At 68.0% G+C, this 13848-nt stretch carries 10 protein-coding genes; 5 read left to right on the forward strand and 5 right to left on the reverse strand.

The features are described 5' to 3' along the window. Positions 1 to 16: 16 nt before the first annotated feature. Complete coding sequence (locus ACIRGA_RS32355; protein ID WP_400948266.1) at positions 17 to 505, reverse strand: MarR family winged helix-turn-helix transcriptional regulator; 489 nt, start codon at positions 503 to 505, stop codon at positions 17 to 19. A 91-nt stretch (positions 506 to 596) separates the two neighbouring features. Between ACIRGA_RS32355 and ACIRGA_RS32360 the strand changes: the two genes are divergently transcribed. The 4 genes from ACIRGA_RS32360 to ACIRGA_RS32375 all read left to right on the forward strand — a co-directional run bounded on the left by ACIRGA_RS32360 (position 597) and on the right by ACIRGA_RS32375 (position 3623). After that, complete coding sequence (locus ACIRGA_RS32360) at positions 597 to 1007, forward strand: nuclear transport factor 2 family protein (protein WP_400948270.1); 411 nt, start codon at positions 597 to 599, stop codon at positions 1005 to 1007. 8 nt (positions 1008 to 1015) lie between these two features. Then, positions 1016 to 1879 carry an LLM class F420-dependent oxidoreductase gene (locus tag ACIRGA_RS32365; RefSeq protein ID WP_400948273.1) on the forward strand — a complete coding sequence of 288 codons (864 nt, stop codon included), beginning with the start codon at positions 1016 to 1018 and terminating at the stop codon, positions 1877 to 1879. 257 nt (positions 1880 to 2136) lie between these two features. Beyond that, positions 2137 to 2778: a DUF4360 domain-containing protein gene (locus tag ACIRGA_RS32370; protein WP_400948276.1), complete on the forward strand. Its 642-nt coding sequence runs from the start codon at positions 2137 to 2139 to the stop codon at positions 2776 to 2778. Between the two features lie 200 nt (positions 2779 to 2978). Beyond that, on the forward strand, positions 2979 to 3623 hold the full coding sequence (locus tag ACIRGA_RS32375; RefSeq protein WP_400948279.1) for a DUF4360 domain-containing protein: 645 nt from the start codon (positions 2979 to 2981) through the stop codon (positions 3621 to 3623). Between the two features lie 84 nt (positions 3624 to 3707). On the opposite strand, the gene ACIRGA_RS32380 is transcribed toward ACIRGA_RS32375, so the two are convergent. From ACIRGA_RS32380 to ACIRGA_RS32395, 4 genes are read right to left on the reverse strand one after another with little or no spacing between them, the layout of a single operon-like run. Beyond that, a complete protein-coding gene (locus ACIRGA_RS32380; RefSeq protein ID WP_400948281.1) occupies positions 3708 to 5795 on the reverse strand; it encodes an FUSC family protein in 2088 nt (695 codons plus the stop codon). After that, positions 5792 to 8863, reverse strand: a complete 3072-nt coding sequence (locus ACIRGA_RS32385; RefSeq protein WP_400948284.1) for a GH92 family glycosyl hydrolase — start codon at positions 8861 to 8863, stop codon at positions 5792 to 5794. Before ACIRGA_RS32385 ends, ACIRGA_RS32380 begins: the two co-directional genes overlap by 4 nt. Positions 8864 to 8918: 55 nt before the next feature. Continuing rightward, complete coding sequence (locus tag ACIRGA_RS32390; RefSeq protein WP_400948286.1) at positions 8919 to 9677, reverse strand: SDR family oxidoreductase; 759 nt, start codon at positions 9675 to 9677, stop codon at positions 8919 to 8921. A 31-nt stretch (positions 9678 to 9708) separates the two neighbouring features. Continuing rightward, positions 9709 to 10605, reverse strand: a complete 897-nt coding sequence (locus tag ACIRGA_RS32395; protein WP_400948288.1) for an RNA polymerase sigma-70 factor — start codon at positions 10603 to 10605, stop codon at positions 9709 to 9711. A 265-nt stretch (positions 10606 to 10870) separates the two neighbouring features. On the opposite strand from ACIRGA_RS32395, the gene ACIRGA_RS32400 reads away from it, so the two are divergent. Then, positions 10871 to 13522, forward strand: coding sequence for a M36 family metallopeptidase (locus tag ACIRGA_RS32400; RefSeq protein ID WP_400948291.1), 2652 nt, complete (start codon positions 10871 to 10873; stop codon positions 13520 to 13522). The last annotated feature ends 326 nt before the right edge of the window (positions 13523 to 13848 follow it).

Below are 13848 nucleotides of genomic sequence, written 5' to 3' on the forward strand. Positions count from 1 at the left end.
ACTTTGTACCGCGATGCTAGTCCTGTCCCGAGTCGCCGTTCGGGTGCGTCCAGTCACTGTTTTCTTGATCGATGCCGTCGGTGGCCACGTTCGCGGCGAGTCGTGAGAGCAGGTCGGCCAGCGTGGTGATCTCTTCGTCGCTGAACCCGGCTCGGATCCGTTTGTCGTGTGCGATCGCCGCCTTCGCCAGCCGGTGGAAGACGGTTTCACCCTCGTCGGTGAGTTCGACGACATGGACCCGCCGGTTGTCGGGATCGCGCCGCCGGGTGATCAAGCCCGCGCTCTCCATGGCGTTCAGGTGATGGGTGAGCGTGGCGCCCTGGATGCCGACCGCGGCCGCGAGTTCTCGCTGGTTGGCCACGCGCCGGGTCTTCAGCGTGATCAGGATCTGCCAGACCGGCTGTGAGCCGCCGTCGGCGGCCAGTGCCTGATCGAAGGCGCGCCCGACGGTCTTGGCGGTCTTGGCGAGGACGACGCCGATGGGTGCCGTGGTGGGTTTCTGCACGCACCGAAGCATAGCGCATCAATCTAAGGGTTTGACATCTAAACGTTCGACATCTAACGTTTATGCTGTCGAACGAAACGGAGGAGACGCCATGCGCAGTACGGAGAGCGAGGTCCGCGACCTCGGGGCCCGCTGGGCCGACGCCGAGGTCCGCGGCGACACGGAAGCACTCGACGCGATGACCACCGCCGACTTCACCCTGGTCGGGCCCCTGGGGTTCGTGCTCGGGAAACCGCAGTGGCTCCAGCGCTACCGCGGCGGCGACCTGGTCGCCGAGAAACTGGACTGGACCGAGGTCGATGTCCGCGACCACGGCACGGCCGCCATATCCGTCGGCGTGCACGCTCAGGAGGGCACGCACCAGGGGAACCGGGTCGACGGCCGGTTCCGTGTCACCCATGTGTTCGTCCGCGACGACGACCGCTGGCTCATCGCCGGCATCCACCTGAGCCCGATCGGCGGACCGCCGCCCTTCGCGCGACCCGAATCCTCCGGAAGATGAGGAAGACCATGCGAATCAGCGTCAGTATCACCGACTTCTCCTGGCCGGGCGGGCAAGCCGGCCTGGTCGACAACCTCCTCGAGGTCGCCCGGACCGCCGACGTGGCCGGCCTCGACACCCTGTGGGTCGCGGACCATCTCCTGCAGGCGGCGCCGGGCAGCACGCCGGACTCGGAGATGCTGGAGGCGTACACGACCCTCGGCTTCCTCGCCTCGGTGACGTCCCGGATCGGACTCGGCACCATGGTCAGCGCCGCGACGTTCCGTGCACCCGCGTTGCTGGTGAAAGCGGTCACCACGCTCGACGTCCTTTCACGGGGCCGCGCGTGGCTGGGGATCGGTGCGGGCTACCAGGAGGACGAAGCACGCGCGATGGGGCTGTCGCTCCCGCCGGTCCCCGAACGCTTCGAACGCCTGGAGGAGACGCTCCGGATCGCCCGCCGGATGTGGGACGGCGACACCTCGGAGTTCGTGGGCCGGCACTACCGGCTGGAGCGGCCGGTGAACAATCCCTTGCCGGTACGGCGGCCGAAGGTGCTCATCGGCGGCACCGGCCCGAAGCGGACTCTGCGACTGGTCGCCGAGTACGCCGACGCGTGCAACCTCTTCGACGTCCCCGACGGCGGCAAGACGGTCCGCGGGCAGCTGGACGTCCTCGCCCGGCACTGCGCCGACGTCGGACGGCCCGTCGAGGAGATCGAGAAGACCATCGCGACCCGGCTCGCGCCGGGCGAGTCTTCGGCGGACTTCGCCCGCCGGTGCGGCGAGTTCGCGTCCTGGGGCCTGGACCACGTCGTGGTGATCACCGCGGGCCCCTGGGAACCCGGCGCGGTCGCCGTGCTCGGCGAAGCCGCGAGCCTGGTCGCCGCCTGAGCCTGCCTGTCTTCGCGGAATCGTCAACGGCGAAGCCGCGAAAGCTTTTTTCATATCGTGCGAATCGAATGGTGTTTTCCGGGGCGGATGGTGTTCCCATTCGCTCCGGAAAACGGTTACAGACCATAATGTTCTTTCATGAACCGATTGCCGGGATGACTTCGTCCGATCGGCGGGCGGCGTCGTGATGATCATTTCGCTAACATGAGTCCGCCCAGTTCCCGCCCCCACCGTGTGGAAGTTTTGGGAAGGACCTCATGCTCAATGCAATGGTCGCCGCCGTATCCCTTTTCTCCTCGATAATAACGCCGAACAGTATGTCTCCGCCGCCGGGACCGCCGCCCGACCGGGTCGTCATCGACGTCGTCACCGTCAACGGTTCCGGCTGTCCTCCTGGTTCCTCCGCAGTGGCCGTCGCCAGGGACAACAGCGCCTTCACGGTCACCTACAGCGAATACACCGCGCAGGTCGGCGTCGGCTCGAAGCCCACCGACTTCAGGAAGAACTGTCAGCTGAACCTCAACATCCACGTGCCGCAGGGATTCACCTACGGTATCGCCAGCGCCGATTACCGCGGTTTCGCCTCGCTCGAATCCGGCGCCAAGGCACTGCAGCGGGCCAATTACTACTTCCAGGGAAATTCCCCGACCGCGCAGGTGAGCCATCCGGTCAACGGGCCGTTGTCGGACAACTGGCAATTCCGTGACGAGGCCGAAGGCGGCGTCATCATCTACAAGCCGTGCGGCGAAGACCGGAATCTCAACGTGAACACGGAACTGAGGGTCGGCGCGGGTTCATCGGATCCGAAGAAGACCACCAGTTTCATCACGATGGATTCGACCGACGGCGCGTTCAGGACCACTTACCACTTCTCGTGGAAGACCTGTCCGGCCTCCTGACATCTCCTCCCGGGTGACGGCCTGCTTCCCGGTCCGGAAGAAGGCCGTCCCACCCATGCCCGCTCAGGGCCTTGGCCGCTCTGAACGAGGACTTCACCGCTCGTCGCCGCCCTGCCCGGCGGCGACGAGTCTTCTCGACGACCCCATTTTCGGCGGTCACCCCTGTGTCCGGTGACCGAAACCGTTTGGGAAGGAATCCCATGCTCAACGTGCTGGTTGCCGCCGTAACGCTGTTCTCCTCGGTCGTCACCCCGAACGCCTGGGTGCCGCCCCCGTTGCCGTCCGACAAGATAGTCATCGACGTCGTGACGGTCAACGGAACCGGATGCAGACCGGGTACGGCGGCCGTTTCCGTTTCGCCGGACAACACCGCGTTCACCGTCACCTACAGCGAATACACCGCGCAGGTCGGCGTCGGCGCGAAACCGACCGATCTGCGCAAGAACTGCCAGCTCAACCTCTATGTCCACGTACCGCAGGGATTCACCTACGGCATCGCGGGCACCGATTACCGCGGATTCGCCTCCTTGGCCGCGGGAGCCACCGGACTGGAACGGGCCAACTACTACTTCCAGGGCAATTCGCCGACGTCGTACGTGGCGCACAACCTGAAGGGCCCGTTCGAGGACAACTGGCAGTTCACCGACGAGATCGAGGTCGGGGCCATCGTCTACAAACCCTGTGGTGAGGACCGGAACTTCAACATCAACACGGAACTGCGGGCCGCGGTCGGCGCTTCCGATCCGAAGAAGACCACCAGCTTCGTCACCATGGACTCGACCGACGGCGCCATCAAGACCACGTACCACTTCTCCTGGAAGACCTGTCCCAAACCGAAGAGCTGACCCCTAGTCCGTGAAGGCCTCCTTGAGGGACCCAGAGTCCCTCAAGGAGGCCTTCACGGACCGAAGAACCGTAGCCGGAAGACGTCAAGGCTTCCCGGACGGCTCAGGATCAGTGGCCTCCACGTCGAACACCCGTCCCAGCGCGATCACCGTCTCGTCGAGATGCCCGAGACTGGTGAGCACCGAACGCGCCCGCGGATCGTCGATCCGGTCCGCCACCGGCGTACCGTCGTCCCGGATCAGCGTCCCGTGGCCCGAACCGCCGGGATCACCGATCGCCTTCCGCAGCACGGCCGTGTTCTCACGGATCCGCCCGGTGTACAGCAGAAGCCGGTCCGCCTCGTTGAGCAACAGGCCCGGCTGCGACCGCGCCGCGACATGCCGGGCGCGGAAGGCGATCGTCTCCACCGTCGTGAGCACATGCCAGCCGTAGTCACGACGGCTGCTGAGGTTCACCGGATGGGTCAGCGGTTCGATGGTGGTGCGGACCTTGTCCACCGCCCGGTCCAGATCACGCGACTTCTCGATGACACTCACGTTCTCCGCGCCGGACAACAGACCCGCGGCCTTCTCCACGAACTCGTCCAGCTCCTCCAGCAACGCCGAGACGTCGTCGAGCATCACCGCGCGCGTGCGCACCGGCACGATCACCACCGCCGCCAGCACCCCGGCCGCCGCGCCCACGGCGGTCTCCGCGACCCGGATCCACAGCACTTCGAGGCTGAACGTGCCCAGCAGGCTGTACAGCAGCCCGAGCATGCTGGTGATGAAGAACGCCATGATCACCTGCGACACCCGCGCCATGTAGACCATGCCGAACACGCACACCAGGATCAGCGCCAGCGTCGCCGGCACACTGCCCGACACGAGCAGCGTCAGCACCAGCCCGCCCACGATCCCGATCAGCGTGCCGCCGATCCGCCGGACCCCCTTGACGAACGTCGCTCCGGCGGTCGACGAGCCGATGAACACCACGAACACGGTCAGCACCGCCCAGTACCACCGCTGGCTTGACACCAGCTCGCCGCCGAGCACGGCGAGCCCGCCGCCCACGACGGCCTGGATGGCGCTGCGTGTCTGGTTGTCGTAGGCGAACGCCGACGACTTCTCCTCATCGGGGTCTTCGGGATCGTCAGCGGCATCGGAGACGTCGTGCTCGGCGACCCGCTGCGCCCGGACGTCGGCCAGCGCGAGTTCGGCGAGCGCGCGACGCACGCCGTCACCGGGCGCGGCGTGCTCGTCGATCCGGCTGCCTTCCACCAGCATCTTGCTGAACTCTTCGGTCTCGCTGATCAGCGGCAGCTCCCGCGGGTCGCGCTCGATCAGCGACCGGAAGCGCCGCATCCGCGCGATCAGGTCGTCACGCACGTCCTCGTCGAGGTCTTCGGCGCAGGTGCGCTGCACCGTGATCGTCAGCCACTGCACCGCCAGCTCGACCTCGATCGCCCGGCGGCGCAGCCGGTTCACCGAGTCCGCGCCCGTCACCTCCGGCGCGGTGTCCTCGATGAGCAGCACGGACTCGTGCATGCGGGCGTTCGTCGTGCGGAGCCGCTTGCGGGTGCGCTCGCTGCCGCCCACCGCGAGGTGGTCCTCGGCCGCGCGCACCACCGCGGCGAGCCGCGCCCGGAACGCCCTCCGGATCCGGAGGAACTCCGCGTCGGTATGCCTGCGCAACAGGACGAACCGGACCACCGCGTTGGCCGCGATCCCGATGGTCAGCGCCAGCAGCAGTACCGGGACCTGCTTCAAATGTGTCTGCAGGAACATGGCGAAGAAGAACAGGAAGAACGACAGCGAGCCCAGCGCGATCCCGCGTGAACCGAATCGCTGGGCGTAGACCGCGACGAAGATCAGCAGCACGAACACGACGCTGTCCAGCGGCGGCACCGCCGAACCCACGCTCGCCGCGGTGAGCGACGCCGCGCCGAGCACCAGCCCCAGTATCAGCGTCACCGCCTGCTTCCCCGGGGTCTCGTCGTTGACCGTGAAGGCTGAGGTCATCGCGGCGATCGCGGCGACGAGGATGACCGTGAGCGGCTGATGGAACGGCAGGATGGCCAGCACCGCGACCACGATGCTGAGCACGGCCGAGAAACCGAGCCGGAGCCGGACCAGGCCGGGATCGGAGGCGACCAGACGGTCGGTCGTGGCCTGGGTGATGCGGGAGATCATCGGGCGAGCAGCTCTCCTTGGGCGAGGGTGACCCGCCGGGCGGTGGACGAGGTGACGCGAAGACGGTATCGGGCGTACCTCGCCGGCCCGGCGAGGGCGAACGGCCGCGTCTGACGACGCCAGCGGAACTTCTCACCTTCCCGCTGGTCCAGCAGTGTCCACCGCTCGCCGTCGTCGGAGCCCTCCAGCACCCACGACCGCGGATCACCCCGGCGGCTTCCCGAGGTCAACGTGTACATCACCACCTCGCGCGACCTGTCCTCGACGGGGAACTCGATGACGGGTTCGCGCCCGGGGAAGGTGACCTCGGTCCTGGTGGTGTCGTCGAACAGGGGACCGTCGGCCACCGTGATGTCGGTGAGCGGACGCGGGGCGGCGGGCTCGGCGGGGGAGCGGCCCCACTCCGACGGCTCCTCACCCATCGTGAACTTCAGCACGGCGCCCTCGGCCAGCACGGAATGCGCGAGCGTGCCGCTGTCGTGCGGACGCCCGTCGATCGTCAGCCCCTGGACGTACACGGTGTCGCCGGTGTTGCCGGGTGCCTCGATGACCAGGTCTTTCCCGTTCTCCAAATGGACGGTCGCCTTAGTGAACAGCGGCGAGCCGATCACGTACTCGGGGCTGCCCATCGCCAGCGGGTAGAACCCGAGCGCGGCGAAGACGTACCAAGCGGACATCTCGCCGTTGTCCTCGTCGCCCGGATACCCCTGGCCGAGATCGCTCCCGACGTAGAGCCGCCGCAGGACCTCCCGCACGATCCGCTGCGCCTTCGAAGGCACGCCCGCGAAATGATAGATCCACGGGATGTGGTGGGACGGCTGGTTGGAATGCCCGTACTGTCCCATCCGGACGTCGCGGGCCTCGGTCATCTCGTGGATCAGCCCGCCGTAGGAACCCGGTTTGCGGCCGGTTTCCGGGGTCGCGAAGAAAGTGTCCAGTTTGGACTCCAGCGCCTCGGCGCCACCGTGCAGCGCGGCGAGCCCCGCGCCGTGGTGAGGAACGGAGAACGCGGTGTTCCAGGAGTTCGTCTCGGTGAAATCGCCGCCCCACGCCTCCGGGTCGTAACCCTCGGCGCGGAAATGACGGCTCCCGTCCCGGTTGCGGCCCTGGAAGAACCCGATCAGCGGGTCGAAATGGTTCGCGTACTGCCGCGAGCGCTGCCGGAGGTACGCGGCGTCGTCGTGATGGCCGAGCGCTTCGGCGAAATTCGCGAGGCCGAAGTCGTTGACGCAACCCTCCAGCGCCCACGAGAGTCCTTCGTGGACCGACGTCGGCGTGAACCCGAGGAAGATCGACTCGTGCAGGCCTTTCCGGCCGACGCTCTGCCCGCTCGGTGTCACGGTCGCGTTCTTCAGCGCCGCTTCGTAGGCGGCCTCGACGTCGAAGCCGCGCACGCCCTTGAGGTACGCGTCGGCGAACGCCACGTCGGAACTGGTGCCGGTCATGAGGTTGGCGTAGCCGGGGGAGGACCAGCGCGAGATCCAGCCGCCTTCCCGGTACTGCTGGACGAATCCGTCGATCATCCGCCCGCACCGGCCGGGGGTGAGCAGGGCGTACGCGGGCCAGGTGGTGCGGTAGGTGTCCCAGAAGCCGTTGTTGACGTACATCTCGCCGTCCACGACCTTCGCGCCGGTCCTGGTCCGCGTGCTGGGCCAGGGGCGGCGGATCACCGGGCTCGCGTGACGGACGCCCTTCGGCGTGTCCTCGTGCGCGGAGTTCGGATACAGGAACAGCCGGTAGAGGTTGGAGTAGAACGTGGTGCGCTGGTCCTCGGACGCGCCCTCGATCTCCACCCGGTCCAGCACCTCGGCCCACCGAGCACGGGCCTGGTCGCGGACCTGGTCGAAGCTCGTGCCGGCGGGGATCTCCTGGTCGAGGTTCCGTTTCGCCTGCGCGAGGCTGATCAGCGACGTCGCGATCCGCATCGTCACCTCGCCCGCGGCGAACTCCAGGAACCCGGTCACCGTGCGCCATACCGGACGCCGGATCCTCCCGCCGCGTTCGGCCGGGACGTCGAACTCGGCGTACACGAACATCCGCCGCGCCCCGGCCGACAACCTGCTGCGCACCCAGGTGTGGCCGGTGACCACGCCGTTCGCCGCGTCGAGCCGCAGACCACCGCGGTTACGGGCGTTGTCGAACAGCAGCCAGCCGCGAGCCCCCGGGAAGGTGAACCGGAACAGCGCCGCGTGATCCGCCGGGGCGATGTCGGTGGTGATGCCCTTGGCGAACCGGACACCGTAGTGATGCGGCCGGTCGATCTCGTCGTCGTGGGAGAAGGCGAGCGCGCGGCGGGACCGGTCGGTCTCCACCGGGCCGGTCCCCGGCATCACCTGGAAGGTGTGCCGGTCGCCCATCCACGGACTCGGCTGGTGCGACAGCGCGAACGCCTGCAGCGCCGGACGGTTCGCGGCGTCGTTGTGCCGGTGGTAGCTGTAGATCCAGTTGGTCGCGCCCGCGTCGGTGACCGGGGTCCAGAAGTTGAAGCCGTGCGGGATCGCGGTCGCGGGGAAGTTGTTGCCCCGCGAGAACTTGTCGCTGGAATGCGTGCCGCGGGTGGTGCGGACGCACTCGACCGGCTCACGGATCTCGACCACACGCTCGGTGATCCGGACGTCGTCCACCCAGCCCGCGCTCTCGCCGTCCGGCGGTTCGCTGACCAGCACGATCCGGGTGATCCGCCGTCCGGTGAACTCGCCCAGCCGGTGGCGCACCAGGTTCCACTGGTCCACGTACAGCGTCTTGTCCAGGCCCTGCTTCGTGGCGCTGAACCCGGCGGACGTCCCGTCGGCGAACTCGACGTCCAGCGCCACGAACGTACTGCGATAGCCGGCCCCCTCTTCGGGGAAGACCACATAGGACAGTTCTGTGTGGCCGGTGACCTCGATGTCCACTTCGAACACCCTCGCGCGCAGCGTGTTCTCGTAGCGGAGGGCGTGCGCGCCGGTGAACCCGACGCCGGCCTTCGCGGTCGGCGACGAACGAGGTCCGGTGCCGACGCGCAAGGCCGGATCCAGCGGCTGCGGATCACCCGTTTCGAAGGAGGAGAAGAACCCGGTGATCGTCACCCGGTCACCGTAACTCGCGCGCGTGAGCCCGGCTCGGTGTGCCGCATCCAGAGGACTAAACGCGTGAGGAGAGGAACTCCTCGAAAGTGCCCACACCGGTCGCGTTCTCCGGCGTCAGGTTGCCGCCCGCCCGGAACGCCCTGGCCGCCTTGCCCGGCACCCACAGCGACACGATCGGCTTGCGGCGGCCCACCGACCGCTGGTACGCCTCCGCCAGGTCACGCGCACTCCGCACCTCGGGGCCGCCCATGTCCGGCACCCGCCCCGACGGCTCACCGGTCGCCAACGCGACCAGCCTGTCCGCGACGTCGGCGGTGCTGACCGGCTGGAACCGGAATCCCGACGGCATGATCGTCACCGGCAGCCGCCGCTGCGCCGACGACACCCGTGCGACGAGCTCGTGGAACTGCGTCGCGCGCAGCACCGTCCACGGCAGACCGGACTCCTCGATCACCTTCTCCGAGGCCAGCTTCTCGTCGTAATAGAAGAACCGGATCACGTCGATGCCGACGATCGAGATGTACACCACGTGCGGGCTGCCCGCCCGCTTTGCCGCCTCGACCAGGTTTCGCGTCAGCTGCGCGTCCCCGCGGCCCAGCGTCGACGCGCAATGGACGATCGCCGAGACACCGTCGACCGCCTCGGCGAGACCATCACCGGTCTTCAGATCGCACCGCGCCCACTCGTGCCGCTCGTCCGCGGGACGCGGCCGCCTGCTCATGACGCGGACCCGCCGGTCTTCGGCCGCCAGCCGCCGCACCACCTCGCGGCCGAGGTCGCCGGTACCGCCGGTCACCAAAATCGGGTTCGCCACCTTGATCCTCCGTTCCTGAGAGCTTCCACCCTCAAGAACCGGCGAGCCATCCGGAATGTGACAGCTGCCCCGCGAGGTACGCGAGCTTGTCCGGATTCGCGACCGCGCGCAGCCCACGGATCCGGCCGTCCACCACCTCGAACCCGAGGATGCCGAACAGGACGTCTCCGACCGTCGCGACCACCGCCGGACCACCGTTGACCTCGAGGATCTCGATCGACACCTGGTCGGCACCGGCGAACATCCCGGCGTACAGCCGCGCGACCTTGGCCGCGCCGTGCACCGGCCGCCGGGCCGCGGTGACCTTGCCGCCACCGTCCGACCACGCCGTCACATCGGCGGTGAGCAAACTCTCCAAAGCGGGCAGATCGCCGTCCCGTGCCGCGGACAGGAAGCTCTCGACCAGCTTCTCGTGATGCCGCGGGTTCGAGGCCCGTCGTTCCTCCGATCGGTCCAGCGCCCGTCGCGCGCGGCTGTGCAGCTGACGCGAATTGACCTCGGAGACGTCGAGGATCCCGGCGATCTCGCGATGGCTGTACGCGAAGGCCTCCTTCAGCACGAACACCGCCCGCTCGATCGGGCTGAGCTGCTCCAGCAGCACCAGCATCGCCAGCGACACTGACTCCCGCTGCTCCGCGGTCTCCAGCGGGCCGAGCACGTCGTCGGAGGTCAGGACCGGTTCGGGCAGCCACGGCCCGACATACCGCTCGCGCTGAGCCCTCGCCGAGTTCAGCCGGTTCAGGCAGAGATTGGTGACCACCTTCGCCAGCCACGCCCGCGGCGATCCGATCGACCCGTGTTCGGCGCCCGCCCACTTCGGATAGGCGTCCTGAACGGCGTCTTCGGCCTCCGCCGCCGAACCGAGCAGCCGGTATGCGAGCCCGAACATGGCGGGCCTCAGCCGCTCGAATTCCGTGGCGCTGTCCATCTTCCCCTACGAATCCCTCTTGAATCCACTGTGGACGCCAGTGCGACGAGGGTACCGCTCACCGGGATTTCCGTACCTGATCGGCGCTGACGTCCACTGTGACTGTATCGGTACGAATGGAACGTCTGCGTCACCACCAAGAGAGGGGTCTGGAGTGACGTCACGTTCGTCGCGCTCGCGTGCCTCGTTGTGCGCCGCGACCGCAATCACAGTATTAGCGCTGGTCACAGCGCCCCAAGCCGGCGCGGCACCGGCACCGGGCGCCGTGCACACCACACCGGACAGATCCGGGAAGGACATCGATGTCCGTGACACGGCGAGAACCGGTCCGCGCGTCCTAGCCGCGCGGGCGAACTCCGTCGCGACCGCGCGGGCGGAACTGGGCAACCAGGCCCTGCTCGACTTCGACGAGCTGACCGGAACGCCCCGGATCCTGGCCCGCACCGACGGTTTCCTCACCGGACCGAGCGGCCGGTCGCCCCGCGACATCGTGCTGAACTACCTGCGGGACAAGGAAGGTCTCGTCGGCCTCAGCGCCGGTGACACCGCGAAACTGAACCTGCGCAAGGACTATGTCGACGTCGAGGGCACGCACCATCTGTCCTTCACCCAGTCGGTCGGCGGGATTCCCGTGTTCGGCAACGGATTGAAGGCGCACGTCACCAAGGACGGCAGGCTGATCCAGCTGGACGGCTCGCCCGTGCGCGACCTTCCCGCGTCGCTGGGCGCCGCCACGCTCGCCGCCCCCGGCCCCGAGTCGAAGCAGGTCGCGTTCCTGACCGGCGACGGGATCCGTCCCGCCTGGTACACACTGGCCAAACCCGCCGTGGACCAGATGTTCCAGGAGGTGACCGACGCCGGCACCGGCAAACTGCTCTACCGCAAGAACCTGGTGAACCACGCCAACGACGCTGATGGCGCCAAGGGTCTCGCCTGGGAAGCCCAGCCAGGCCCGCAGAAACAGGTCAACCTGAGCCAAAAGGGCTGGCTGCCCGCCGACGCCAAGACCCTGGACGGCAACGTCGCGCATGTCGCCGCCGACGTCAACGGCGACCAGAAGTTCCAGCCGCAGGAAGAGATCGGCCGGAACACCGACGGCACCTTCCGGTACCCGTTCACCGACTTCAACGCCGCTATCGGACCGCCGTGCTCGACGGCGCGCCCGTGCTCCTGGGACCCGAAGACACCGGGTTCGTGGGCGAAGAACCGGGAACAGAACGCCGTGCAGGCGCTGGCCTACGTCGGGAGTTTCCACGACCACCTCGCCTCCTTCCCGATCGGCTTCACCCGCGAGGCGGGCAACTTCGAGAAGGTCGACGGCGACGCCGTCCAGGTCCACACCCTGCTCGGCGCGCAAACACCGGGCTACTACGACAACGCGTTCATGGGCACCCCGCCGGACGGCCACGCGCCGACGATGGGGATGTTCCTGTTCCACGACCCCCGGGATCCGAGCGACCCGTTCCTCGCGGCCAACTCCGCCGACGACGCGACGATCATCCACCACGAGTACACCCACGGCCTGTCCAACCGGCTCGTCGTCGACCCGCAGGGCAACTCCACACTGAACTCCTTCCAATCCGGCGCGATGGGCGAGGCCTGGAGCGACTGGTACGCCTTCGACTACCTCGTCGGGCGCAACGCGATCAAGGACACCTCGGCCCCCGGTGAACTCCTCGGCGGCGACTACGTCAGCAACGGCGTCCCCCTCGCCCGCACCCAGCCGCTGGACTGCCCGGTCGGCGCCGGCGCGCCGCAATGCCCCGGCACGCCCGGGGCCGGTCCCGGTGGCTACACCTACGGCGACCTAGGCCGGATCATCGGCTTCCCGGAGGTGCACGCCGACGGCGAGATCTGGGCGAGCACGCTGTGGGACGTCCGCGCGGCGCTCGGTGTGCAGCTGACGCGGGCGCTGGTCACCCGCGCGATGGAGCTTTCGCCCGCGTCACCGTCCTTCCTGGACATGCGGAACGCGATCCTGCAGGCCGACACGGTGATCAACGGCGGCCGCGCGCACGCCAAACTGTGGAAGGCCTTCGCCGCCCGCGGCATGGGCTACTTCGCCGCCTCGATCACCGGCGCCGACACCGCGCCAGCCGAGGACTTCTCCACCCCGCCGCCCGCGGGCACCCCGACCGGGACGGTGACCGGCAAGGTCACCAACCGGGACAGCGGAACCCCGATCGCGGGCGTCGCGGTCCGGTTCAGCGGGCACGACTCCGGATTCGCCGGGTCGCTGTCCGCGGTCACCGACGCGGCCGGCGCCTATACCATCCCCGGCGTGCTTCCGGGTACCTATCCGAAGGTCTACGCCTCCGGAGGCGGCGCGGACAGCGAGACCCGCGCGGTCTCAGTGCGATCGGGAACCACCAAGGTCGACTGGGCGCTGCGGTTCAACTGGGCTTCCGGCGACGCGGGGGCCGGCGTCACCGCGTTCAACGGTGAGGACTTCACCCCGTACGGCTGCGGCCCCGGCGATCTCGTGGCCTCGTCGGTGCTCGGCGGTGGCGGCTGGTCGACCGACAAGGTCGTCGGCCCCGACGGCAAGATCGAGACGCGGTTCGTCACGATCAAGCTGGGCAAGCCGATCAACGTCAGCGCCATCGAGATCGACCCGTCCAATGTCTGCGGCGACGACCCGCCCGCCGCGGCCAAGGACGTCAGCGTCGAGACCTCGGTGGACGGCACGACGTGGGTGAAGGCGGGCACCGGCGACTTCAAACCCGCCGACCTGAACAAGCTCACCGCGCTCCAGCTCGCTCCGGGAAGCGCGACCGGCGTGCGGTTCGTGCGGCTGACCGTCTCGTCCAACCAGCTGTCGTTCCATCCGGACAAGGCCTGTTCGCCGCAGCCGACGACGGCCGGGTGCCTGTACATGGACGTGCAGAAACTAGCGGTGCGGGGCGCTGCCGCCTGACCTCGTGAGTCGCCTCGTGAGTGGTAAGGACGGTTCTATTTGAGGAGTGAAGCAAACGTGAGCCGAAAGTCAACCGTGTCATGGTGAAACCGCGAGCAAGGAGGCCTTCGGCGCGAGGCACGGGCACCGACGGCGCATTGCCGCACCTTGTGCGTCCACAGGGGACTGTTGTCGGCGACCGAATGTCCGTTTGATGCTCGCATGACCGGTTTTCGATGGGGTCGTGGGGGGGGGGGGGGGGGTGTTAAGCCCAAAAGCCCAACCCCCCCACCCCCCCCCAAGCCAACAAAAAAAACAACAAAAAAAAAAAAAAATTGTTTTAGTGT

The sequence above is a fragment of the Amycolatopsis sp. NPDC102389 genome, assembly GCF_044765885.1.
Lineage (GTDB): Bacteria > Actinomycetota > Actinomycetes > Mycobacteriales > Pseudonocardiaceae > Amycolatopsis.